This window comes from Paenibacillus germinis (assembly GCF_013141785.1).
GTDB classification, from domain to species: Bacteria; Bacillota; Bacilli; order Paenibacillales; family NBRC-103111; genus Paenibacillus_E; species Paenibacillus_E phytorum.
This window is the reverse complement of the sequence record NZ_WHOC01000095.1, coordinates 58,435-82,119: the sequence shown is the minus strand read 5'-3', so window position 1 is coordinate 82,119 and position 23,685 is coordinate 58,435. Positions and strand designations below refer to the sequence as shown.

The following is a 23,685-nucleotide window of genomic DNA, read 5'->3' as shown; positions in this document are numbered from 1 at the left end:
ACTACCACGACCTTTGTCGAAGGAGTTGTCAGATCTACCAAGTTACAGGTAGAATAGATAATTGGACAGGAGTACATCTATAAACTCTCAATTCATAGGGGGAAACCATGCATACTATTTTTGAAGCGATCATCATTGGGATCGTAGAGGGATTGACCGAGTTTTTACCGGTTTCTTCTACGGGGCATATGATTCTAGCACAAAGCCTATTAAACACCCAAAATGATGAAGTAATGAAAACCTTTGACTTTGTCATCCAACTTGGCGCCATTATGGCCGTCGTCCTCATTTATTGGAAACGGATTTTATCTTTATTCGGGTTAGTGAAAAGGAAAAGCGAGAGTAGGACAGGAAAGAAACTGAACTTGCTGCATATTCTTATTGGGATTATACCCGCAGGGATCATCGGCGTCTTGTTTAATGATATTGTCGACGAGAAGCTTTTTAACGCAACTACCGTGTTGATTGGGCTTGTTCTAGGAGGCATCCTGTTAATCATTGCAGAGAAGAAGAAGGAACAGCCGAGTGCTGTAGTTTTGGATGATTTGACTTATCGTCAAGCGTTCTTCATCGGTTTGTGGCAATTGGTATCCATTTGGCCAGGATTCTCCCGGTCTGGATCGACAATTGCGGGTGGAATGCTGTCCGGCGTAAGCCGCGCTGCTTCTGCCGATTTCACATTCATTATGGCGATTCCAATTATGTTTGGAGCTTCAGGTGTTTACTTTCTTAAAAACTACGAAGCACTCTCTTCGAATGACTTAGGTTTCTTTGTAGTCGGTTTTCTCGTTGCATTTATCGTTGCTTTGTTGGCTGTTGTTTCTTTCATCAAGTTTGTTCAAAATATGAAATTAACGTATTTTGCTTACTATCGATTTGCGGTAGCCATCATTTTCGCTCTTTATATGTTCTTAAAGTAACATTAACTGTTTCATTTATCGAACCGCGTCGAATGATGCGGTTTTTTTTATTGAACTTTTTTGTGAAATCTATTACATTTAGATAGAAAGTAACGCTCACCTATTCGGGGGTCCTGAAATGCTGTTAATGCCGATCAACATGTGTCATCCTGGAATGAGGTTGGCCAAGAATATTTACAACGACGATGGTATGGTCCTGCTGGCCGTTAATGTTGAGCTTTCTCAGAGACTCATTGATCGACTTTTTACATACGGTATCGACTACATATATATTCAAGATTCTCGGACCAACGACATCATTCAAGAGGATGTTATTCAAGATGAAACGAGAACGAAGGCTATTCTCGAAATCCGTAACACCTTTAAGAAGGTGATGGAAGATTCGAACAAACGCGGAGCCGTTAATTATTATGATATCGGGCGTAATTTCCGTGATGTGATGAAAATGATTATTGACGATCTAAGCGCTCATCAAGGGGCTATGGTCATGCTCAATAATATGAATGTGAAAGATAATTACTTATTTCAGCATTCTGTGAATGTAAGTATTTATGCCATTATGCTGGGAATTAGCTTTGGGTACAGTCGTGAGAACCTTGAAACACTCGGATTAGGCGCTTTGCTTCACGATATTGGTAAGACGAAAGTACCACTTGGTATTCTTCGCAAGCCTTCGCAATTGACCGAGCAAGAGTTTACTGAGATGAAGAATCATACGACATACGGTTTTAACATTTTGAAAGATGAACCGAATATTCCTCTTCTGTCTGCGCATTGTGCTCTTCAGCACCATGAGCGAATTAACGGAAGCGGTTATCCGCGTGGGATTCAAGGTACAGAAATCAACGAATTTGCCAGATGGGTTGGGTTAGTCGATTCTTATGATGCTATGACGACAACAAGAGTATATAGAAGACCCTTACTGCCGCATGAAGCTATGGAGCAACTGTTCGCAGGCTCGGGCACGATGTATGATCAAAGTCAGATTGCCTTATTCCGTGATAAAATCGCGATTTACCCATTAGGCATAACCGTTCGATTGAATACCGGGGAGTTTGGCATCGTATCTAAGTTAAACGTAACCGTGCCTCATAGACCGATCGTTCGCGTGCTGCAGGATCAAGCCGGTCAAGAGCTAAAGGAACCGTACGAAATTGACCTGTCAACGAAGCTTTCTATATTAATTTCAGAAATTGGGGAAATTAATGTAGACGAATTTAATCCAGACGAAAGTATGCCAACCATATTTTAAGATAAAATATAGATAACAAGCCTGAAGAACCTGGGAATCCAGGTTCTTTTTGCAAATTAGGGGGATGCGTGTGAGAGAAACAGCTGTGAAAGGGAAGTTTTGGAGATGGGGATATGCGATGCATCGTTTCCGATGGATCGTACTAGTTATTGGCGTGCTTCTGCTTCTCAGCTTTGCTATTTTTGCACAGAAAACACCGGGAATGCTCAAAGACAACGGCTTTACGCCTAGAGGTAGCGAGTCCGATCGTGGTCTAATTCAACTGCGGGATGAGCTTGGTGTCCCACTTACGATGCTGAACCTGGTTTATACAGGAGAAGGGCTCGACATGACGGACAAAGTCCATCAACAAGCTATTATGGATTCGCTTAACGAACTTACGAAGCTGCCGTATGTAGAAAGTGTGAAATTCGTCGCGACACCCCGTAACGAAGGTCATCTAGATGTGACGGCGGTAACTGTATCCCTAAATCTAGATACCGACCCTGCTTTGGAGAAATATCCGGAGCTTAAGGAACGCGTGCATCCGCCAAATGGCATGAATGTATATGTGACTGGTGGACCTGCTATTTTGCATGATATGCAGGAAGCGAGTAAACATGATATTGCCAAATCAGAAGCGATTGGTTTACCGATTGCGCTGATTGTGTTATTAATCGTGTTTGGTACCCTAGTCGCGGCGCTATTACCTATGATCGTGGGGCTTATGAGCGTTACCCTTACATTAGGGATTACCTATTTTATCGCCCAGCACCAATCCTTATCGAACTTCCTTCCGAATATGGTGACGATGCTCGGTCTTGCTGTAGGAATTGATTACGCTTTGTTTCTTGTCAGTCGCTTTCGAGAGGAACTCAAGGTACAGAAGAATGTGGCGGAAGCTGTGGCCATGACTTGTCAGACGGCGGGGAAATCGATCTTTTTTTCCGGAATAGCGGTACTGATTGGGCTGCTTGGCATGCTGTTCGTAGATCTCACCTTTTTCCGCTCCTTGTGTTTGGGCGGAGTAATTGTCGTGTCGATATCCGTTATAGTCGCGAATACGATGCTGCTGTCGCTTCTCGGAATACTTGGTGAACGGATTAACTCCTTGCAGGTCGTTCCTAAACGCTTTCGCAAACAAGAAACGTCCCGCTTTTGGGAACGGATCGCTTATGCTGTAATGAAACGCCCCGTTCTATTGGTTGTCATCGTCGGGGGTGCCCTAATCTACACCATGACCCCGATGGGTCATATAAAGTTAAATGTACCGAATGCGGAGGTGCTGCCTCCCAGCTACGAATCCCGATATGGCTCGGAATTATTGAAGGCGGCCTATGATCCGCGTATGATGGGGCCCATCCAAATTGTTATTCATACACAAGGAGAAGTGTGGGATGAAGCTTCGATTCGTCAAATTCGGGCTTATAGTGAACAGGTTAAAGGGGTATCTGGTGTAAAAGAAGTACAGAGTTATATCAGTTCACTAGGTCAACATTCCGATGCTGAATTAGCAGCCATGCTAAGGAATTCAAATGTCAAAGCTCAAATAGAAGGCAATAAATTTGCAAAAGATCGCACTGCTCTGATGGTTGTAGTGCCGGAGAAAGATACCGATGATCCTGCGACGGATGTCCTTGTCCGAGAACTTCGCAGCTTAAGTAAGGACGGACTTGATATTGCAGTCACGGGCGGACCAGCCTATAGACTGGATATTATAGATCGCATTCAGAATGAAATTCCTGAAGTATTAACTTTTGTGATGGGGATTACCTACATCGTACTATTGCTTGCCTTTAGGTCCGTTTTGCTTCCGCTCAAGGCTGTATTAATGAACATGCTCAGTCTTGGCGCGAGTCTCGGTGTTGTTGTGTTAGTGTTCCAGCATGGCTACATGGCTGATTTGCTGCACATAACGTCCATTGGTTATGTCAGTGCAACGCTGCCAGTTATCATTTTTTGTGTAGTGTTTGGCATATCCATGGATTATGAAGTATTTCTGATTTCTCGTATTATGGAGGAGTATGAAGCAAGCGGTGACAATGATAAGAGTACGGCTGAAGGGCTTAAGAAAACGGGAAGCTTAATTACAAGTGCAGCTTTCATTTTAGTTGTAGTTGTAGGATCATTTATTTTTACAGATATCGAAATCATGAAGGCGTTGGGGCTCGGTCTAGGTCTCGCTGTTCTGATTGATGCGACCATCGTTCGGGTGATGCTCGTTCCTGCACTCATGAAACTGCTTGGGGATGCGAACTGGTGGGCACCTAAGTGGCTGCGAATGAGTTCGAAACCGAAAGCAGAGAAGCAGTAGCGAAGCTTCAAAATAACTTGCCGCCGTTTCCTTTTTTGCGAATCATAAGTTACAATAAAGGGCATAGGTATAGGCATGATAGGAACAATTAGCTTGTGAATAGGAAATGATAGGTCAGGTGTAAACAGCATGAATATGAATGGAACAAGCTCCATCTTACCGGAGTTAACCCCCGCTTACGATCCGTGGGACCCTATTCGGTCTTATCGCAAATACGGGAAACACGTACTAACAAGTGTAGAGCTTACAATTACGAATTTGTGCAATATGCGATGTGAGCATTGCGCAGTTGGGGATTCGTTAACCATGTCGGAAGGACCGCGTATTCCCTTGCCGATCATTTTGAAGCAGCTGGACCAGGTTGAGCATTTAGAAACGATCAGCTTGACTGGTGGAGAGCCTTCATATCACATCAAGATCGTCAAAGACTATATGCTGCCAATCCTTAAATATGCACGAGAGCGCGGTATTCGTACACAAATCAATTCTAATTTAACGCTTGACTTAGCTAGGTATGAACTTCTCGCTCCTTATCTCGATGTCATGCATATTTCTTTCAATTACTTGAATGCTGACGATTTCCATCAAGTCGGCTTTGTGAATAGCGGGCATCCTGTTGGTTATGATACCGCGGCACGTATGTATGAACGCATGGTTGATAACACGATCGCGCTTAGTAAAGGTGGACTTTATGTCTCAGCGGAATCGATGATTAATACACGCACACATGAGAAATTACCGCAGATTCATAAGCTGATTGAGGAAATGGGCTGCAAGCGCCATGAGGTTCACCCGATGTATGCCAGTTCCTTTGCTTCTCATCTTCCTATGGTATCTCTGGACGAGTTAAGAACGAGCATTCACCGGTTGTTAGACAGCCGGAATCGTGACATATGGATGCTGTTTGGCACACTGCCATTCTTTGCTTGCAACGATCTTCAAGAGGACAGAATATTGGTTAAAAGGCTTCGCGAGGAGCCGAATGTGACCGTACGTAATGATCCGGATGGACGCAATCGCTTGAATGTGAGCACTTTTACAGGAGAAGTGTTCGTCACGGATTTTGCCAATGAACCACCTCTAGGTAATATCCATGATGACCAGTTAGATACCATTTTTGCCCGTTGGGAGAATAATCCGCTGAATCAGCGTGTAAACTGCTTCTGCAGCGGCGCTTCTTGTTGCGGACCTAACCTGCTGGTAGCTGACTCGTATTACCGTTCTGTTGATTTCAAAAGCCGCAAAGCTATCATCTAATCATATTACTGAAGGAGATATACAGTTTGCCACATACTTCGTTTGATTTCGGTTCCATTGTTCTTAACCTGATAGTTGTCATTATATTAGTCCTGCTCAATGGTTTCTTCGTTGCTGCTGAATTTGCGCTTGTGAAGGTTCGACAATCCCGTATTCAACAGTTAGTCAATGAAGGCAGCGGCAAAGCAAAGTATGCCATCAAGGTAACATCGCAGTTAGATACTTATTTATCAGCAACACAATTGGGGATTACACTTGCCTCTCTGGGACTAGGCTGGGTTGGTGAGCCTGCCATCTCAGAGTTGATCATGGAACCCCTTTTACATAAGCTTCAAGTAGAGACTTCGGTGTATACGACAACCTTGTCTTTCATTGTTTCATTTGGATTTATTACGTTCCTGCACATCGTGCTCGGTGAGTTGGCCCCGAAATCGTTCGCGATTCAAAAAGCGGAATTAACCTCACTATGGCTCTCAGCGCCGCTGCTCTTCTTCTACAGGCTGTTTCGCCCGATTATCTGGGTGCTGAATGGTGCAGCAAATAAATTTCTATCATGGATTGGTGTAGAGCCGGCAAGCGAGCATGAGGCCGCCCATACGGAGGAAGAGATTCGTATTCTGATGGATGAGAGTGTCAAAAGCGGCCATATCGATCAAGATGAAATGGTGCTTTTCGATAATATTTTTGAATTCTCAGAACGTATTGCCCGTGAGGTTATGCTGCCGAGGACGGATATGGATTGTCTGTTCCTTGAGCTTAGCTTCATTGATAATTTACATATGGTCCATGAGACGAAACATACACGCTACCCTGTCGCTGATCAGGATAAAGACAACATTGTCGGTTTCGTTCACATTGCTGATTTACTGACAGCTGATCCGGATGAAGAACAGGAAATTAAAAACTTTATTCGCCCAATTCTCAATGTTCCAGAGTCGATGGAAGTCAGTCGTGTATTGAAATTAATGCAGAAAAAACATTCTCAACTAGCTATTGTTATTGATGAATACGGTGGTACTGCAGGACTTCTAGCACTAGGGGACATTCTTGAGGAGATTGTTGGCGAGATGCACGATGAGTTCGATATTGACGAGCGGCCAGGTGTTGAGGTCAAAGATAAGTATACATCCGTAGACGGCCGTGTCCTGATTGAAGACTTGAACGATATGCTGGATCTGGACATTGAGGACGATGATGTGGACTCTATCGGCGGTTGGTTATTTAAGAAGCTTGAAGGTGCACCTGTAAAAGGCAAAAGAGTGGCTTTCGGCAATCACGTGTTTGAAGTATCCGAAGTAGATCGACTGCGTATCGTGCGCATTCACATAACGAAAATCAACGCTGTCAGACCTGCAGATGAGTAAGCGGAGGAGTTCCGATGTCGCCTAAGACGATCTTAATCATGGTGCTTGGATTGCTGTTATTGTACGGATTGTTCACCATAGGTTTGCCATTTTTACTCGCGCTCGTGACAGCTATTTTCTTGGACCCTTTAACTGTGCTTCTCATGCGAGCTGCAAGGGTGAACCGATTGATTGCAGCTACGATCATTTGTACCTTATTTACGCTGCTGACGTTGACCTTATTTTATTTCATTGGGTTAAATGTCGTCACAGAGCTCATTGACCTTGGCCGCAAAGCACCCAATTATATGGATGAAGTGAATAAGTATATGGATCAAGCTGTCAACCGTACACAGTTGTTCTATGATTCCTTGTCACCAGACATGGCGGCACAAGTGCAAACTTGGCTGGAAAGCAGTACAGAAACCTTAACAGGGGCGTTAACCAATGTATTAAGCGGCATTTCTGGCTTCTTTTTAAATATGGCTGGAAAAATTCCGAATTTATTTATCTTAATGCTTATGTACGTCATTGCTTTATATTTGTTTATGTTTAGTTTGCCAAAGCTTAGGATGTCTTTTCTATCCATGTTTGAAGAGCATTCCAAAGGAAAGATGGAAAACGTACTGACTTACCTGCGGGAAGCTATCTTTGGCTTCATTCGAGCTCAGCTCATCATGGCTGTGTTAACCTATTTAGTCACGTTTATAGGCTTACTGGTCTTAAGAGCTGAATATCCGCTAGCCATTTCCTTATTAGTAATGGTTATGGAGTTCGTTCCTGTGATTGGTACCGGGCTTGTGTTTATTCCTTGGCTCGTCTATCAACTGCTGATTGGACACACGGGAATGGGTGTAGGATTGTTAATCCTATTCCTTGTTTTAACGATATTCCGCCGCATTGTAGAACCTAAAGTGCTCAGTGATGCTGTTGGAATTAATGCGCTCGCTGCTTTGATCAGTTTGTACGTTGGTTTCGAGTTATTAGGAATAACAGGTCTCTTTTTAGGGCCGTTGGTTGTTATTATTTATCAAGCTATGCGTAAAGCTGGCCTGTTGAACTTAAATATTAAGCTGGATTGAGCCACAGTACATAAACAGGGTGGTTGAGTATGAAGTTAATTTTATTTGATTTGGATGATACACTGTTTGACTTCTCAAGTACGTGGAATGTCGTGATGAAAAAGATGTTCGCGGAACATGAGGTGACAAAAGAGTATGACAACGAGGCGTTTTTCTCTGCATTTCAAAAGAAAAGCGACGAGCTATACTACCTATATGAGCAGCGCATTTGTTCTGTGGAGGCGTATCGTAACCGAAGGCTGATCGAAACATTAGCTGACCACCAGTATACGATGTCGGAAGATGAGGCAGAAGCTTTCAACCTCCAATACGTCCAACAATATGAAAAAAGCTTAGAGCCTGATCCTCACGTGTTGGAGCTGCTGCTGAAGCTTAAGGAGCGTTATCAGTTAGGAATCATTACGAATGGACCTCACGATATGCAAGAAGGTAAGATAGTGCGTCTAGGTATGAAGGAATTGTTTCCTCCCGAGCAGGTGTGGATCTCTAATGTCGTTGGACTGGCCAAGCCTGATCCACGTATTTACCAACTGGCGCTTGATTATTTCAATGTGCTGCCAGAGGACACCTTATTCGTGGGTGACTCTTGGGAAGCGGATGTAGCTGGTCCGCTGCAAATTGGCATGAAGGCAGTTTGGCTCAATAAATATGGCAAAACGCCTCCTGCCTCCGACTCAATAAAGAAACCGCTCGCGATCGTTCGTCAGCTGCATGAACTTATCCCTTATTTATTTTAGTACGCCCTCGAAAGCTGCTTCATAAACAGAAGTCCCTGCTTAGTTGCCATATGGTAACGCAGCAGGGATTTTTTTTCAATACACGCGCTTGATCTTATTGTAGCTGTCAACGAATAACCCATACAATATGGAAATGTTGGAAAACATGTGATTTTGGCCAAGTCATGCCGCATATAACGAGCATATAGGCCTTTGTTGCTACGCCTGATTTCATATACTCCCAAGACAGAAGAGGAGGAGAGATATGCATATGCATTCGCATTCGCAATTTAAAAAATATTACCCATTTATCGGTCCATTTGATCCTTGTCCACCCATTCGAGTGAAACTCTATAACACACCGCCACATTTATATATCCACTTTCAACCGCCTGGCTTGCCACAGTTTAGTCCCTATGAAGCACTGAGAAAAGGAACGCTCTGGCCGGCGCTTTACGGGCCTTATGAGTCCAAAGCGGTAGAAGGGGGCCCATTGACATGAGTGAACCCATGTTACCTGAGTCGTATTACAGACAGCTTCATGATCTGCAAGCTGTAGATTTCGTCTTAATTGAGCTAACGCTATATTTGGACACTCATCCTGATGATCTGGGCGCCATTCAACAATACAATCAATTCGCGCAGAAAAGAAAACAAATCGCCGGGCAATTTGAGATGGAATTTGGCCCTTTGATGTCGTACGGTCAAAGTTACACAAAACAACCTTGGCAGTGGATTGAACCTCCATGGCCATGGCAAGTCTGAGAAGGAGGAGAGCGCATGTGGATTTATGAAAAAAAGCTGCAGTATCCGGTCAGAGTCAGTAAATGCGACCCTCGGATGGCTAAACTGCTCCTTGAACAATACGGGGGTGCTGATGGGGAGCTGGCTGCGGCACTACGATACTTGAATCAACGCTATTCGATCCCAGATAAGGTGGTGGGTCTGCTAACGGACATTGGGACTGAGGAGTTCGCCCATCTCGAGATGATTGCTACGATGGTTTATAAGCTGACCAAGGATGCGACGATAGATATGCTCAAAGCTGCTGGCTTGGATGATCACTATGTGAGCCACGACAGGGCGCTCTTTTATCAAAATGCATCCGGTGTGCCATGGACGGCTGCTTACATACAAGCCAAAGGAGATCCCATCGCGGACCTCTATGAAGACATTGCCGCAGAGGAGAAGGCAAGGGCGACCTATCAATGGTTGATTGATCTAACCGATGACGTTGATCTGCAGGACAGTCTAAAGTTCCTCCGCGAACGGGAGATTGTGCATTCTCTGCGATTTAGAGAAGCAGTTGAAATTTTGAAGGATGATCGGGAAGCGCAAAAGGTTTTTTAGCAGGGGGAGGGCTGGGTAGCTAGGATTAGGAAAAAAAGTGGGCCGGGAGGCCTGCTTTTTGTTTTTTACGAAAGTCGTAAGCTCGGAAACAGACGTTTCAGCCGATATCCACTAGCTTCAACGCTGCTCTCGCTACTTTAAGCTCTTGGAAATCGCGCTTATTTTAACTGCGATCTCTGGAGACCGTCGATTCATTCATCCAATCTCGCTCTACATTGATGTGTCATAAATCGTGCCCAATTGAGGTTGCTGAATGAATAAATCCATATTCGCGGTTGAATGATGTTGTAGAAAGTACAACAATTGCTGCCTAAATCTCGACTTTCTCCCTTTGTTGTTGCATAATGTACAACAATTTGGTCCTATACAGGCCATTTCGCAACATATGGGCTCAAAATGTTGTACAAACTACAACTTCAAATTGCGAAATAGACTTTGGACGTGTGAATTGTTGTAGAGAATACAACATTGGTAACTACTATAACCCATTTTACCTCACGAAAGCAGCTGGATGACTCCAATCGAATTTTGGAGTTTTGAATACCAGTTGTAAGGAATCATAATGAATCAGTCGACAGTCTCCTCTGTTCTCTCTTATTTTAGGCTCCGAAACGGAGCTTATTTCAAGCGCCACAGTTGAAAGCGCGGTATTGGAGCCTATACGCTTATGTTACTTCTAACTTGCATAGGCTCTGAAAGTGACAGGACAAGGGTTAAGGAACAAGATTGAGTGGGGGGAGAGAAAAATTGAAAGCCTCAGCAGCAAAAGATGCAAGGATGTATGGATGTAGGAATGCAGAAGATGCAAAGGATGTAAATGTTGTAATATTGTAAATGATTTAATGATACAAAAGGAATACCAGTACTGTTCTTGTACGAGCACAATAAGTGGCTATTACCGTCTAATTGTTCCTGGCTGCAAACAAGCCTAAGAATTCCTTCAGCGCAATCGTTGTGGTGGATAAACCGCTGGAAGATGGAATGAATTTGCTGATACTGAGGTACTGCTTCTGCTGAGAAATATAGTCGGTAGGGTAGGGGACTACGTCAATTTTGAGTTTTTGGAATTGTTTAACGGATCGGGCCATGTGGAAGGCAGATGTGATGAGAATTGGAGCTTTCCAGCCTTTTTCTGTGAGAATAGCTTGAGTATTCACGGCATTTTCCTCGGTATTGAGACTCTTATCGTCCATGGAAATGGACGATTCGGGAACACCAAGCGCGAGAAGGTGCCGTTTGGCAATCTGAGATTCATTGCCCGTGTCACGAAACACTTGACCGCCAGACAAAAGGATGGGCAGCTTTGTGCTTCGGTATAGTTCAGCAACCGTTAATACACGCGCGGCCGTGTTCCCTGTCAGATATCCCTCCCCTTTGGTAAGAGGGTCTGGAGTATCCAAGGTTGCGCCTCCTGTTAGTAGAACTAGCACGTCGCCGGAAACTTGAGCTGGTGGTGTGTACCTTCTTTCAATGGAATTTAGTAATGTATTGCCGAAATAAGGCATGGAGGATACGCCAAGAAGAAGTGCGGCTAGACCCACTAGAAGTGTAGCAAGGTACTCTTTTTTTTGCTTCAGCCATAAAGCTATTGCCAAGAGTAGAAGTATGATAATTCCAGGAGGGAATAGTATGGTGTAAGCGATTTTTATCAAATAAATCATATTAGGCGTCAAACCCTTTCTTGTGCAAACTCAAGTATGGTGTTAGGGGTTTTCGACAAAAGTTGGTACTTTCCTGCAAATTTACAAGAGCTTCAAAGTAGTGAGATGCAAAAAGCCCCGACTTCGCGATTAAAACGAAGTCGGGGCTAGTATCAACGAATATGTGCGTCAAGTCAACTTATGCTGTAATTTCTTTGCCGCGAACCCATACATGTTCGAGCTCTAATTCAGGGCTGACGAGCAGCAAGTCACCCTGCTTGCCCTGCGCAATCGAGCCGTGCGACGCCTCGAGGCGCAGCAGCCTCGCAGGGTTGCCGCTTGCGAAGCGGCTCGCGTCTTCGACGCTGACGCCGACCTCGCGCACCATAAACCGGAGCGCCTCGATCATCGTCAGCGTACTGCCGGCGAGCGCGCCGCCTTCCGTCAGCCGGGCTACGCCCGACTGTACGGTCACGGCTTGCCCGCCCAGCTCGTACTGCCCGTCGCCGAGTCCCACGGCTGACATCGCGTCCGTGATCAGCAGCAAGCCATGCGGCTGCTTGACCATGGCCAGCAGGCGAATCGCTGCTGGGTGTACGTGGTGCCCATCAGCGATGACTTCGCCGCTGATGCGTTCGTCGGTGAGTATCGCACCGACGGTTCCGGGTTCGCGATGATGCAGCGGCTTCATCGCGTTGTAGGTGTGCACCGCATGCGAAAGCCCTTCGCGAACCGCCGACTGGATGTCGGCATAGGTCGCGTCGGTGTGGCCGCAGGCGGCAACGATGCCACGATCGCGCAGCCACGCGATCATCTCAAGGCCCCCCTCGCGTTCGGGGGCCAGGGTCAACTGCTTCATGAGCTGCGGATAGCGCTCGTGCCAGTCTTCGATCCATGAGAGCTGAGGCGGTACCATGAGGTTCGGATCCTGCGCACCTGCCCATTTGGGTGAGATGAAAGGCCCCTCCAGATGTACGCCAAGCAGCTGAGCGTAAGGCATCTCTTGGCTCTTATAGCGGTCTACTTCACCAAGCACACGATCAATCGCATCTCGAGTCGCTGTCATCGTCGTAGCTAGCATGGAGGTTGTGCCGTGTAAGGCATGAAACCGAGTAATAATGTCAAGTGTCTCTGGATTCGCATCCATGAAATCGGCGCCGTAACCTCCATGAACGTGAACATCGATGAATCCTGGTAACAACCAGCTTCCATGGGCATCGACTGATCTAGCGGTAGAGCCTGCAGCTGAAGGGTCCCACTGGGACATATCGCCAACAAAAGCAATAAAGCCATCCTTCACATGAAGGATGCCTTGCTCGATGATTCCCTGCTCAGTAACGATTTTAGCCCCCGAAATCACAAGTTCACTCATTCAAAAAGCCTCCCTGCCTCAGCATCAAGAAGAACGACAAGGTGTGGGTGAGTTTGCAAAAGGGTTGCCGGAATTTCTGTTGTAATCGGACCTGTAAGTGCGCGATGTACGATTTCGGCTTTATCGGCTCCGCGAACGATCAACAGGATTGTTTTGGCTTTCAAAATGGTGCCTACACCCATGGTTAAGGCATGCGTCGGAACTTCATCGATGGAGTTAAAATAACGTGCATTCGCTTCGCGAGTCTCCGCTTTTAATTCTACGCGGTGTGTACCGCTGATCAAGGAATGATCAGGTTCATTAAAACCAATATGCCCGTTATGGCCAAGGCCGAGAATTTGCAAATCGATCTGTTTTGCTTCTTCCAAAAGTTGGTTGTAACGCTCGCATTCGGCATCTAGATCTGCTGAATTTCCGTTGGGGATATGAGCCGCAGCAGCAGGTAAGTCAATATGTGCAAACAAATGCTGCTGCATATAAGCGTGATAGCTCTCTGGGTGATCTACCGGTAAGCCGACATATTCATCTAAGTTAAAGGTAGTGACAGATTTAAAGCTAACACGTCCTTTATCGTAAGCCTTAACTAGCTCCTCATAAATGCCTACAGGTGTTCCACCAGTGGCTAGACCCAATACTGCTTTAGGCTGCATTTGGACAAGCGAGGTAATAATGCCAGCTCCAGCTTCATTCAGCTCTTGTTGATTTTGAAAAATATGAAGATTCATAATCGTCTTCCTCACTTTCATAGATAAGTTATCGAATAGGGGTTTTTGCAAGATGTGATACCTATTTTGATTAATTGTGATAGGATTTTGCATAAAAATATCATTTTTAAAACGAATTACTCTCATTTCAATCATAACTGAATTTTTTCTTATCGGCAACAGGCTTTTTCCTAAATATGAATATTGACTTACATGGGTATGTTTGCCATTCTTATCTAAGATCATAACCATTATTTTGAGCATAGAAGGAGCTTGATTATGAGTAATCAGAGAAACCAACCCGAAGCGATGCTTTTTGACTTGGACGGAACATTATTTCAGACGGAGACCTTACTTCTGCCTGCTTACCATAAGACGTTTGATGAGCTCAGAGCTAAAGGTCTATTTGTCGGTGAAACTCCACCAGAAGAGCGAATCCTGGGGGCGCTAGGCATGCTTCTTGAGCACATTTGGGAGCGGGTTATGCCGAATGAGCAGATTGCAACTCGTCAAGAAGCAGATAAGCTGCTGATCAAGTATCAAGTGGAGGGACTGCAGCAGGGGCACGGCGATCTTTATACAGGAGTGGCTGAAACCTTACAAGCTTTACATAATAAAGGAATTCGTTTATTTGTCGCAAGCAATGGACTCGAAGATTATGTGCGGCATGTGATTGAAGCCAAAGGTGTAGCGCATTTATTTGAAGGATTGTACAGTGCAGGGCAATATCGAACGAGATCCAAGGTGGATTTAGTAAAAATATTGCTGGAAACACATCATATCCAATCGGCTTGGATGGTTGGCGATCGCTCATCCGACGTAGAGGCAGGAATCCAGAATAACCTAACCGTAGCCGCTTGCGATTATGCAGGCTTTCGTGAATCGGGAGAGCTAGAGGGTGCGCATATTCGAATCCGCAGCTTCGCCGAACTGCTTGAATATTTGTAATTAAGGGAAGGCTGTCGCAAACATGGCTAGATGGGCATACACTGTAGAACTTTGATAGATAAAGGGTGCTGATCAGAATGCCTTCTTTTGTAGGAATATTCAACGTTATTAGGAATGAAGGAAATCTGGTGAACGGTGATACTTGCGTAATTGCTCCGACAAGTGCAAGCAAATCATATTCCGGCGGCGGCGGCGGCATAACGGGAGATTTCGGGGTAACCAATACGTTGGTTAGTGCCACGATCACGTTTGACCCAGATGTTATAGAGGCTGGAGCGAACAAAGTCGCAACAGGGACATAGCAGTTAGACAATCATTTGTTAGATCGATTCAGGCTCAGGTGAAATTGAGCAATGAATCGATCTATTTTTTTTGAAGAAACGATATTGACATCAGCCTGTTTAACTTACTATTATGTATATATGAGTAGATGTTCATATATTGATGCCATGTATAAAGCAATTGGCAGCACACCATTCTAAAGGATTGAGTAGACAGGGAGGGAATACCATGCAGCATCAAGAGTCTGAAGTACAATCACATCAACACAAAGATCATTCTAATTGCAGCGGTCATGAGGGTCACCAAGGACACGATCACGCTCACCATGGACATCATCATGGACATCACCACCATGGCCACAGCGGAAATAAACAGGGACTCCTCATTGCGCTATGTATAACAGCGAGCATCATGATTTTAGAGTTTGTAGGTGGTTTATGGACCAATAGTTTGGCGCTGCTCTCGGATTCAGGCCATATGTTAAGTGATGCAGGCTCTCTTGTATTAAGTCTCACCGCTCTTTGGTTCGCAGCCAAGCCATCATCAGCTCATAAATCCTATGGCTTTCATAGAATTGAAATCTTAGCGGCTCTATTCAATGCTGTCACACTTTTTCTAATAGCAGGGCTCATTATCTGGGAAGCAATTGGGCGATTTATGGATCCTCCTACTGTTGCCAGTGGTTCAATGATGCTCATTGCATGCGTCGGTTTAATGGCCAATTTACTTAGTGCCTGGGCACTTATGCGTAAAGGGGATGTGCATGGCAATCTCAATCTGCGCAGCGCTTATCTGCATATTCTAGGTGATGCTTTGGGCTCTGTGGGAGCTATTTTAGCAGGTGGGGCTATGCTGATCTTCGGTTGGTATGCGGCTGATCCAATCATTAGTATCATTGTGTCTCTACTTATTCTTAAGGGGGCTTGGGCCGTCCTGAAATCGACGATTCATATATTGATGGAGGGAACTCCCGCAGCTGTTTCTTATGGGGATGTCAAACACGTGTTGGAGAGCATTGACGGTGTTATCAATGTACATGATTTACATATTTGGACGATTACTTCAGGCCTTGATTCCCTGAGCTGCCATTTACTCATTGCCGATGATCATGATAGTCAAGTAGTTCTCCAGAAAGCTATTCATCAAATAGAGGAACGATTTCAAATCACTCATGCTACGATTCAAATTGAAAACTCAACTAACGCCCATCCAGAACTAAAAGTATAGCTAAAACAAAGCGCTAAGGAGGGATGATCATGGAAAAAATATGGATAGAAGCAAGTGAGGGTGAGGACACATGTACTTGTACAAGTGCTGACTCGGTACAACTTATGCAGGAACCTCAAATAACGGAGGAGCAAGCGGTAGGGATTGCGGAGGTATTCAAAGCCTTAGGCGATCCGACAAGGGTTAAAATGATCTATTACCTGCAGCAAAGAGAGCTATGCGTGCATGATCTTGCAACGCTTCTTGCGATGGGGCAGTCGGCTGTTTCACATCAGCTACGCTACTTGCGGGATTTGCACATTGTCAAAAGACGCAAAGTGGGGAAAACGGTCTTTTATTCGTTAGACGATGACCATATTGAGCAAATTTTTGTTCAAACTTTGGGACATCTTCAGCATATGTAGGCCGGAAGCTGGCTAGTCTTTTAGCTGACGCTTCCGATTGCTTGCGTTATGATTCGGCTTTTTTTTCTTCCGATGTTTGTTCTTCTATTTTTATTTTCTTTTGTTTCATCATCCAAACAGCATATTCAAGTGGCCTTGTAACCGCCTTCTGATAGATTGAATGTTGACCAATTTTGCGAAATACTTCTCGTGATGGCTTAGGATTTACTTCGAGCAGCCAAACATTTCCTTTGGGATCTACGGCAATATCCATGCCTAACTCGCACAACTTACCGAATTTACTTTCCAAATAGGCAGCGAGCTTATACGCGAAGCTGTTCATTTCTTTCTTAATTGTTTCCATTTTTTCTTCGGAAGAAAAACGGTAGGCTAGCAATTTATCCTGGGTTACTGCACTTCCACCGCCGTGAAGATTCGAAGTGATGCTGCGATGAGGACCAATACGGCCCGCACAACCGGTCACTTCCCACTCGCCACGGCCATTTTTCTGAATTAGCAAACGATAATCATGCACACGGCCATCTCTCAGTGTTAGCTGTATTCCTTGCTGAACCACATAATCGGGGCTCAATTTCAGGGTATGCAGTTTGATCGCAAGCTGTTTTTCCGTCGCGCGGAATGGAGCGATGATGGTTCGTTGCTGATTCCTTCCTTGTAATAAGTAAAGATCAGAACCGAGCTGTTCAATTCGTAATATTCCTCTTCCACCTGTGCCATTCTTCGGTTTTACATAGATTAGCTTATGCTTCTTTAGAAACTTCAGCAGCTCCTGCACGGAGCTATATCGGTCAGTAGCAGGTAAATAGGGGCGAATGTTATCATTCTCTGATAAGGTTTGATGCATCGACCATTTGTTAGCTAGTGGTTTGCTTAAATAGGTAAGCATGGCATGCCGATTACGAAATGCTTTGAGCATCTGATAATTTGCCGCCGCTTTATACCGGCAGCGATCATAAATAATAGGGGGAAAAGAAGTTCGCTTGCGAATCCATTTCCCCAGACCGGAATCATACGTCAGCGTACGAACGGCGTTGTCACCTTCGACGTCATCCGGAGTAAATACCTCAACCTGCACACCAAGTTTCTTGCCCTCCCTACTTAGCCGCTGAAAGTAAGAAAGCTCTTCGAGCCGAGATTTGCTTAAATAGATAGCGAGTACGCCCAGTCGTTTCGAAGACAAGCATAATCACCTTCTTCTCCCATGATTAATCAAGTAAAGGCTGTAACGGATAATGCGTTCGAGTGATTTTTGACGAATTTTGGGTTCATCGAATTTCATTGGTTTAGAATTAGCTTCGAAGAACCAGATGTGTCCTGCGGTATCAACACCAATATCCATAGACATTTCACCAAGTTGATTGCCGGATGACTTCTCAATTTGCGCAGCGAGTGTAACAGCGGCTTTGCGAACTCGCGTCAAAATATTTTTGGCTTCCGTGGCACCAAACGCAGACGTAAGCAGTTTGCGTGGCTCGTCAATTGATCCGCCGCGAGGTACATGTGTCGTGATGCTGGCTCTACCCGCTACACGAGCTCCAATACCGGACACACTCCAGACACCTTTGGACGTCTTCTGGACCAAAGCGCGTAAATCGTAAGCACGCTCTTTGTATCTCGTTAAAGCGATACCTTGCTGCACGATGTAATCATGGGTACCACGGTGTTTATTCCATTCATTCCATAGCTCATCAGTGGAATTGTGGTAGCTATAAGCCATCTTCTTATTTTCTTGGCGGCTCAGCCGATAATTACGGCGGCCATTTGCAGTCGTTAATCGATCAATGCGCATAATGCCTCTCCCTGCTTTACCTTTTACTGGTTTTAAGTAGAGTACGGCATGTTTACGCAATAGCTGAGTTAGATCATTTGCCGAGTTCAATTGCTGCGTATCGGGCATGTAAGGTTTGCTTTCTTTGGCGCTATTTAACCATCCGAACAAGGTCCATTTGTTGAAGAAGGAAGGATTGAATAACTGAATGCTGGAGCTGCGATTGCATGCTTGAATGGTTTGCTGGACCTCAGGCTTCATTTCCATCTTGCGATAGGGAATACGATTGTATACGACTTGTGGAGCGGGAACGAGTTCCCTGCTCCATTTTTTGGTTTCGTCATTAAAGCGATAACCATATATTTCGGGGCTGGACAAGGTGAAGTCCTTCGTGGTCACGATGTAAACATCAACACCAAATTGTTCGCCAGTTTGAATTAAATCCCTGAAATTGTCCAGATTGCCGCGAAATACACGCTTACTATCCTTAACGGTGAGAATGGCAAGAGTAGGCTTTTGTCCTATCTCATGAAGGAAGAAGCCCATTAGTTTTCCCTCCTAGAGCGGAAGCGACTCAAAAAGAGGCAGTGCTCGTAAATATTTTGTAAAGTAGCGACGTCGCCTTCTTTCAAAGAGGGATGTTTGAAAATGGATCTCCCCGGTTTGGCATTTGCTTCGAACATCCAGATTTTCTCATTTTGATCAATACCGATATCGAATCCGAGCTCTCCAAGTAAATGGTTATAATTATTCTCGATGCCCTCGGCGAGCTTAATAGCCGTTTCTTTGGCATTGGTAAGCACTTGCTCCGCGCGAGTGCCGTAGATTTGACGCAGTACCTGTTCTGGCGTCATCAATTGACCGCCGTTGCGTATATGGGTGGTAACACTGCCTTTACCAGATTTTTTCGCCCCGATTGCAGCTACAACCCAATTGTTATTGCCGTTCTTCGTCAAATGGAAGCGGAAATCTATCGGACAGCTATCGATTTCAATGAGACGGATCCCTTGCTGTGCAACATAATTCGTGAGGCGGCCACGTCCAGTTCCAAGCATTTGCATTAAACCATCGAATTTTCCGTAACGGATGAGAACGTTTTTACCGCCTTTGCGGTACCGAACAAAGTAACCTCGCTTAGGATTATACGTTACGCGGAAAATACCGATACCTAGGCTCCCTGCCGTGGGCTTCAAGTAAATGAATTTATGTTTATCAAGCATTTCTTTAATTTGATCAGCAGACGGATTGATCCGGGATTCTGGGACGAAGCGGAACGCATCATCGCCATCTAACATTTTGTAAACGTCCCATTTATCAAAGAAGCTCCAGTTAAAGAGGGGAACCCCTCTTCGTACAAATCGTTCCTTAAAGCCTTCCATACCTGCAGATTTCTCTGCTATACGGCTAGACAGCCGATTATAGACAACATCAGGCAATGGGAATGTTTTGCGTACCCAACCTCCGCCTTCTTTCGGAATAATGCCTGTAACGGTTTCTTGAATCCAATTAACGCTCTTGGGGCTGAAAGCGAAAGCGAAGGACTTTGTTGAGGCTGTACTCATAATTTGGCGAATGAATCCAGTTTTTGTACCGAATGGTGATGTACCGCTCACTACGTTGGTTAAGATACCAATGACTGGGCCGATGCGAAGTTCTTTATTATTGTTATTGGCTACGAACACACTCCCTGTTCGAGGAATGCGTAAGGAGGCCATCAGGGAAAGCGGAATGTACATATGCTGACCACTTTTTTTGATCAGACGGATCGGTAGGGTCGCTTTTTTACTGCCAACCTTTACAGTTATCGATTTATTGCCGGTTAACCGTAAAGCTTTGACGAGTTCACTTGTTAAGTAGACCGATCTATCTGTTCGTTGTACGGCGTGGAGCATACACGTTGTCAAACTCATTAGGTTACCCTCCTAAACTTGTTGCCCTACGGGGCTTTCCGTGTCAAAACAGGCAGAAATGACCATCTGCCTACTTTGGCACATACCAGCAAAGCCAAGCTCAACTCAGCTTTTTGTGGAGTAAGAATCCAGCATAATGTATGGGGTTTGCAATGGATTTCGTGCGTGCTTTCTCGTTACGCATTCGTGCGAAAATTGTCCTGCCCGGCTTCGAGTTCACTTCAAGAATCCACACGCGACCACAGGTGTCAATCCCTAGATCAATACCAAGCTCAGCCAGTCGCCCGTGATGAGCTTCCAGAAAAGGGGGAATTCGGCTTGAAAGCATATCGAGTGTGGCTATAAGCTCATGTGCCTTCGAGTCTCCAAACTCCTTGGTAAGGAACGAGGTCACATCTTCAGCAGTGCCTCCGCCATGTAGATTGGAGGTGATGCTTCCAGGTTTGCCAATACGTACGGCCATGCCGGTACTTTCCCATAACCCACGGCCGTTTTTTTGTACGAGGGAGCGTACATCGTAAGCCATGCCCTCTGTTGAATGGAGAGTTAGGTATTCTTGTATCAGATAAGGTCGCATACCAATCAGGTTGCGAAGCCAAAACCAACACGAATCAAAGTCTTTAAAATCACGCTCTATGGGGTGATTATGGGCATCTCGCCCTTTTATATGAAAAGAGCTGTTATCGTCCAATGTGCTTATCTTGTGAATATGCAATGCACCTCTGCCTTGGCTGCCACCCTGTGGTTTGAGGAAAACATCGCTTCTTGTACGAAGCCATTTTCTCAGCCCTGTGCCACTTGTCAGCATGCTCGTTTGAGGTAAGTAGAGATGCAAAGCGCTATCTTTCTGTAGGATCTGACCCACTTCCCACTTTCCGCTCAAACCATATCCTAGAAAACGAATATGGGGTTTCGCACGCAGCTTGCCAACATGGTAACGGTACTGCCTATAGCTGTGTTTACTGCTAAAGAAGCATCGATCATAGATAAGTGAAGGCAGAGGGAAAAGTTTCATGACCCATTCTTGAGTTTCACTCAGGTAGGTATAACCTCTCACCATTTCTTGCTTCCAATCGATACGATTCGGTGAGAAGACGAACACGTCGAGACCCTCGCTATCACCATAAGAAGTGAGATGCTCATAAAAGTCCGAACTCGCAAAAGGCAGCTTTCGATTCTGTTCCGTCACCATTATCCCTAGCAAGGGACGAGTTGCGCTTAACCGCATGTTTTCACCTCAGAACTTCGCTAAAAAACGCGCATACTGCACGATTTGTTTAACAGACGGTCTAATTTTCCGCTCATTGTTAAGAGGGGTATTATCATCCTTGGACGGCTTGGAGTTCACTTCGAGCAGCCAAACTTTACCCATTTTATCTACAGCAAGGTCGATTCCTAACTCACCAAAATGATTGGGAATTTGTGTTTCAATCCCTTTGGCGATGTCTAGAGAAGCTTTGCGCAAACGTCCCGAGACGGAGACACGTGTTGCTGACGAAAACGAAGACTTAGCAAGTGCTCCAGGCACGGTCGTAAGACTGCCGCCACGAGCCAGGTTAGAGACAAAATGCTGCGTTCCTGCAATTCGACCAACAATAGACGTTATGGCCCATTGCCCTTGGGCTCCCCTCTGTACAAGAGCTCGGAAATCAACAGGGTTACCGTCGGAAGTGATGAGATCGAGTCCTTGTTGTAATTGATAACGTTGTGTCTTGAGCTTGCCGGATAAGGCTTGGAACACAGCGGTTAGCGAGGAGAAAGATTGTTTGCGAACCCCAGCGAGGTTCGTAAAATGACAGGTAAAGCCATCTCCTGCTTCCTTGCGAATGCGAATGATCCCTTTACCTAAACTTCCGGTAATCGGTTTAAGGAATAAGACCGGATGACGTGCGGCCATGGATTTCAACATCTGATAGTTTTTAAAGAGATAGGATTCGGGTAAATATCCATGGAGGGTGTTATCTTTGCGCAAGGCCTCGAATACTTCCGTTTTGTTCAAATATTTCTCATTAAAGATATCAGTGGCATGGCGAGCTTTGGCGTCTTTCATGAATTGTTGAACATTGGCCATATTTTCGTATTTGCGCGAGGTAAGTCGATTATAGATGACATTGGGAATCGGAAACGTTTTTTTGCTCCAGGAACCATTGGAATACGAATACGCGGATAGCGTTTGGGCATTGGCACGCATTTCATCAGGCGGAAAAAAGCACACAATAGCCCCGAAAAGGTCACACGCGTCCGTCATTTCTTTACAAAAAGCGGTGATAGCACCGAATGGACGATCATTTGAGCTAGCATAAACCCGGCTAATCATTACGCCAATCAAGGGTCCGATCGACAAGGTGCTTGCGTTTTGCCTATAATGGAGATTGAGTTGAGCCCCATGATGAAGTCCGATTTTGGAAGCTAGAGCAGGGTTTACACGTAAACTGTTCGACGTTGAGGCGGTGACAATTTTGACATCCTGCTTGGCAGAGCCAAATCGCATAGTAATCGTTTGATTGGACGGAACTTTCCATTTTTTTGCAATGGCTTCACTTAGAACAACGGTCCGATCATCCAAATAGATGCTGGTGCCTTGAATGGATATTCCAACTTTCGTCCGGGTCAATAGCGAACACTCCTTCCAGCATCAAAAATGGCATTGCTGCTTAAGCAAAGTAAACTACTCCATCATATGAGGACATATTTCCCTTGGTGCCTAGGCATCTGTCCGAAAGTGCCCTTTTATTCGTTGAGAAAGTACATAGGCCATAACAAATAAAAATCAGGAGGAAATAAAATGAATGTACATGATAAGGCTTACGAATTGGCAAAAGCAATTAAGGAAAGCAGTGAATACAAGGATATGAAGGAATTCCGCTCCATCATTAACGGTGATGCAGCCAGTAAGAGCTTGTTGGAAGATTTTCGCAATCGTCAAAATGAGCTGCAGCAAAAAATGGCAGGGGGCGACATGCCGCCGCAAGAGGATATGGAACAATTGCAGAAACGATATGAGGAGCTTGCTCTCAATCCACGTATTAACCAATTATTCGACGCGGAGCGTCGATTGTCGATCGTACTGGAAGATGTGCAGCGGATCATTGCTGAGCCGTTAAAAGCAATGTTGTAATAAAAAAGAGTGTATCCCTCGTAGAGAAGTCTAGTCATCTAGTCGTCTAGAAGTCTACTCCTGGGCTGCACTCTTTTTTTAGTAAACAAACGAAGAGTA

23 protein-coding genes are annotated in these 23,685 nt (G+C 45.1%); 15 read left to right on the top strand and 8 right to left on the bottom strand.

What is annotated here, in order from left to right; all coding sequences use genetic code 11:
- The first annotated feature begins 107 nt into the window (after nt 1-107).
- The 10 genes from GC102_RS20185 (at nt 108) to GC102_RS20140 (ending at nt 10,213) form a co-directional block, all read left to right on the top strand.
- Entirely contained in the window at nt 108-920 is an 813-nt protein-coding gene (locus GC102_RS20185; protein ID WP_171691140.1) for an undecaprenyl-diphosphate phosphatase, read from the top strand.
- 118 nt (nt 921-1,038) lie between these two features.
- Entirely contained in the window at nt 1,039-2,172 is a 1,134-nt protein-coding gene (locus tag GC102_RS20180; protein ID WP_171691139.1) for an HD-GYP domain-containing protein, read from the top strand.
- Between the two features lie 64 nt (nt 2,173-2,236).
- Nucleotides 2,237-4,465, top strand: a complete 2,229-nt coding sequence (locus GC102_RS20175; RefSeq protein ID WP_171691138.1) for an MMPL family transporter — start codon at nt 2,237-2,239, stop codon at nt 4,463-4,465.
- Between the two features lie 129 nt (nt 4,466-4,594).
- Nucleotides 4,595-5,722 carry a radical SAM/CxCxxxxC motif protein YfkAB gene (gene yfkAB / locus GC102_RS20170; protein ID WP_171691137.1) on the top strand — a complete coding sequence of 376 codons (1,128 nt, stop codon included), beginning with the start codon at nt 4,595-4,597 and terminating at the stop codon, nt 5,720-5,722.
- A gap of 26 nt (nt 5,723-5,748) precedes the next feature.
- Complete coding sequence (locus tag GC102_RS20165) at nt 5,749-7,086, top strand: hemolysin family protein (protein ID WP_171691136.1); 1,338 nt, start codon at nt 5,749-5,751, stop codon at nt 7,084-7,086.
- A 14-nt stretch (nt 7,087-7,100) separates the two neighbouring features.
- Nucleotides 7,101-8,147 carry a sporulation integral membrane protein YtvI gene (gene ytvI, locus GC102_RS20160; RefSeq protein ID WP_171691135.1) on the top strand — a complete coding sequence of 349 codons (1,047 nt, stop codon included), beginning with the start codon at nt 7,101-7,103 and terminating at the stop codon, nt 8,145-8,147.
- A gap of 29 nt (nt 8,148-8,176) precedes the next feature.
- On the top strand, nt 8,177-8,884 hold the full coding sequence (locus GC102_RS20155) for an HAD family hydrolase (protein ID WP_171691134.1): 708 nt from the start codon (nt 8,177-8,179) through the stop codon (nt 8,882-8,884).
- Nucleotides 8,885-9,128: 244 nt separating this feature from the next.
- Nucleotides 9,129-9,365, top strand: a complete 237-nt coding sequence (locus GC102_RS20150; protein WP_376769392.1) for a spore coat associated protein CotJA — start codon at nt 9,129-9,131, stop codon at nt 9,363-9,365.
- Complete coding sequence (locus GC102_RS20145; RefSeq protein ID WP_171691133.1) at nt 9,362-9,628, top strand: spore coat protein CotJB; 267 nt, start codon at nt 9,362-9,364, stop codon at nt 9,626-9,628. Before GC102_RS20150 ends, GC102_RS20145 begins: the two co-directional genes overlap by 4 nt.
- Before the next feature lie 15 nt (nt 9,629-9,643).
- Nucleotides 9,644-10,213 (top strand): manganese catalase family protein, encoded by a 570-nt coding sequence (locus GC102_RS20140; RefSeq protein WP_171691132.1) that lies wholly within the window; start codon nt 9,644-9,646, stop codon nt 10,211-10,213.
- Between the two features lie 902 nt (nt 10,214-11,115).
- On the opposite strand, the gene GC102_RS20135 is transcribed toward GC102_RS20140, so the two are convergent.
- The 3 genes from GC102_RS20135 to nagB all read right to left on the bottom strand — a co-directional run bounded on the left by GC102_RS20135 (nt 11,116) and on the right by nagB (nt 13,950).
- A complete protein-coding gene (locus tag GC102_RS20135; RefSeq protein ID WP_171691131.1) occupies nt 11,116-11,874 on the bottom strand; it encodes a YdcF family protein in 759 nt (252 codons plus the stop codon).
- Nucleotides 11,875-12,052: 178 nt separating this feature from the next.
- Entirely contained in the window at nt 12,053-13,225 is a 1,173-nt protein-coding gene (gene nagA, locus GC102_RS20130) for an N-acetylglucosamine-6-phosphate deacetylase (RefSeq protein WP_171691130.1), read from the bottom strand.
- Nucleotides 13,222-13,950 carry a glucosamine-6-phosphate deaminase gene (gene nagB / locus GC102_RS20125; protein WP_171642943.1) on the bottom strand — a complete coding sequence of 243 codons (729 nt, stop codon included), beginning with the start codon at nt 13,948-13,950 and terminating at the stop codon, nt 13,222-13,224. The genes nagA and nagB overlap by 4 nt, the downstream gene beginning before the upstream one ends.
- 258 nt (nt 13,951-14,208) lie before the next feature.
- Here nagB and GC102_RS20120 point away from each other — a divergent pair, with 258 nt between their 5' ends.
- From GC102_RS20120 to GC102_RS20105, 4 genes are all read left to right on the top strand, one after another.
- Nucleotides 14,209-14,877: an HAD family hydrolase gene (locus GC102_RS20120; RefSeq protein WP_171691129.1), complete on the top strand. Its 669-nt coding sequence runs from the start codon at nt 14,209-14,211 to the stop codon at nt 14,875-14,877.
- A 77-nt stretch (nt 14,878-14,954) separates the two neighbouring features.
- Nucleotides 14,955-15,179, top strand: coding sequence for a spore germination protein (locus GC102_RS20115; RefSeq protein WP_171691128.1), 225 nt, complete (start codon nt 14,955-14,957; stop codon nt 15,177-15,179).
- Between the two features lie 208 nt (nt 15,180-15,387).
- A complete protein-coding gene (locus GC102_RS20110; RefSeq protein WP_171691127.1) occupies nt 15,388-16,386 on the top strand; it encodes a cation diffusion facilitator family transporter in 999 nt (332 codons plus the stop codon).
- Between the two features lie 29 nt (nt 16,387-16,415).
- The gene (locus GC102_RS20105; protein ID WP_171691126.1) at nt 16,416-16,790 is read left to right on the top strand and encodes an ArsR/SmtB family transcription factor; all 375 of its coding nucleotides are present in this window, start codon (nt 16,416-16,418) and stop codon (nt 16,788-16,790) included.
- 46 nt (nt 16,791-16,836) lie between these two features.
- Here the strand turns inward: GC102_RS20105 and GC102_RS20100 are convergent, their stop codons facing one another.
- The 5 genes from GC102_RS20100 to GC102_RS20080 form a co-directional block, all read right to left on the bottom strand.
- Complete coding sequence (locus GC102_RS20100; protein ID WP_171691125.1) at nt 16,837-17,970, bottom strand: YheC/YheD family endospore coat-associated protein; 1,134 nt, start codon at nt 17,968-17,970, stop codon at nt 16,837-16,839.
- Between the two features lie 6 nt (nt 17,971-17,976).
- A complete protein-coding gene (locus GC102_RS20095; protein WP_171691124.1) occupies nt 17,977-19,104 on the bottom strand; it encodes a YheC/YheD family endospore coat-associated protein in 1,128 nt (375 codons plus the stop codon).
- On the bottom strand, nt 19,104-20,468 hold the full coding sequence (locus GC102_RS20090) for a YheC/YheD family endospore coat-associated protein (protein WP_171691123.1): 1,365 nt from the start codon (nt 20,466-20,468) through the stop codon (nt 19,104-19,106). Before GC102_RS20090 ends, GC102_RS20095 begins: the two co-directional genes overlap by 1 nt.
- 100 nt (nt 20,469-20,568) lie before the next feature.
- Nucleotides 20,569-21,696, bottom strand: a complete 1,128-nt coding sequence (locus GC102_RS20085) for a YheC/YheD family endospore coat-associated protein (protein WP_171691122.1) — start codon at nt 21,694-21,696, stop codon at nt 20,569-20,571.
- A gap of 9 nt (nt 21,697-21,705) precedes the next feature.
- Nucleotides 21,706-23,082 carry a YheC/YheD family endospore coat-associated protein gene (locus GC102_RS20080; RefSeq protein ID WP_171691121.1) on the bottom strand — a complete coding sequence of 459 codons (1,377 nt, stop codon included), beginning with the start codon at nt 23,080-23,082 and terminating at the stop codon, nt 21,706-21,708.
- Nucleotides 23,083-23,253: 171 nt separating this feature from the next.
- On the opposite strand from GC102_RS20080, the gene GC102_RS20075 reads away from it, so the two are divergent.
- Nucleotides 23,254-23,586 (top strand): YlbF family regulator, encoded by a 333-nt coding sequence (locus GC102_RS20075; protein WP_171642934.1) that lies wholly within the window; start codon nt 23,254-23,256, stop codon nt 23,584-23,586.
- The last annotated feature ends 99 nt before the right edge of the window (nt 23,587-23,685 follow it).

Coding starts and splice junctions, on each gene's coding strand:
- GC102_RS20185 (WP_171691140.1), top strand. CDS start 108: ATGCATACTATTTTTGAAGCGATCATCATTGGGATCGTAGAGGGATTG.
- GC102_RS20180 (WP_171691139.1), top strand. CDS start 1,039: ATGCTGTTAATGCCGATCAACATGTGTCATCCTGGAATGAGGTTGGCC.
- GC102_RS20175 (WP_171691138.1), top strand. CDS start 2,237: ATGCGTGTGAGAGAAACAGCTGTGAAAGGGAAGTTTTGGAGATGGGGA.
- yfkAB (WP_171691137.1), top strand. CDS start 4,595: ATGAATATGAATGGAACAAGCTCCATCTTACCGGAGTTAACCCCCGCT.
- ytvI (WP_171691135.1), top strand. CDS start 7,101: ATGTCGCCTAAGACGATCTTAATCATGGTGCTTGGATTGCTGTTATTG.
- GC102_RS20155 (WP_171691134.1), top strand. CDS start 8,177: ATGAAGTTAATTTTATTTGATTTGGATGATACACTGTTTGACTTCTCA.
- GC102_RS20150 (WP_376769392.1), top strand. CDS start 9,129: ATGCATATGCATTCGCATTCGCAATTTAAAAAATATTACCCATTTATC.
- GC102_RS20145 (WP_171691133.1), top strand. CDS start 9,362: ATGAGTGAACCCATGTTACCTGAGTCGTATTACAGACAGCTTCATGAT.
- GC102_RS20140 (WP_171691132.1), top strand. CDS start 9,644: ATGTGGATTTATGAAAAAAAGCTGCAGTATCCGGTCAGAGTCAGTAAA.
- GC102_RS20135 (WP_171691131.1), bottom strand. CDS start 11,874: ATGATTTATTTGATAAAAATCGCTTACACCATACTATTCCCTCCTGGA.
- nagA (WP_171691130.1), bottom strand. CDS start 13,225: ATGAGTGAACTTGTGATTTCGGGGGCTAAAATCGTTACTGAGCAGGGA.
- nagB (WP_171642943.1), bottom strand. CDS start 13,950: ATGAATCTTCATATTTTTCAAAATCAACAAGAGCTGAATGAAGCTGGA.
- GC102_RS20120 (WP_171691129.1), top strand. CDS start 14,209: ATGAGTAATCAGAGAAACCAACCCGAAGCGATGCTTTTTGACTTGGAC.
- GC102_RS20115 (WP_171691128.1), top strand. CDS start 14,955: ATGCCTTCTTTTGTAGGAATATTCAACGTTATTAGGAATGAAGGAAAT.
- GC102_RS20110 (WP_171691127.1), top strand. CDS start 15,388: ATGCAGCATCAAGAGTCTGAAGTACAATCACATCAACACAAAGATCAT.
- GC102_RS20105 (WP_171691126.1), top strand. CDS start 16,416: ATGGAAAAAATATGGATAGAAGCAAGTGAGGGTGAGGACACATGTACT.
- GC102_RS20095 (WP_171691124.1), bottom strand. CDS start 19,104: ATGGGCTTCTTCCTTCATGAGATAGGACAAAAGCCTACTCTTGCCATT.
- GC102_RS20090 (WP_171691123.1), bottom strand. CDS start 20,468: ATGAGTTTGACAACGTGTATGCTCCACGCCGTACAACGAACAGATAGA.
- GC102_RS20085 (WP_171691122.1), bottom strand. CDS start 21,696: ATGCGGTTAAGCGCAACTCGTCCCTTGCTAGGGATAATGGTGACGGAA.
- GC102_RS20075 (WP_171642934.1), top strand. CDS start 23,254: ATGAATGTACATGATAAGGCTTACGAATTGGCAAAAGCAATTAAGGAA.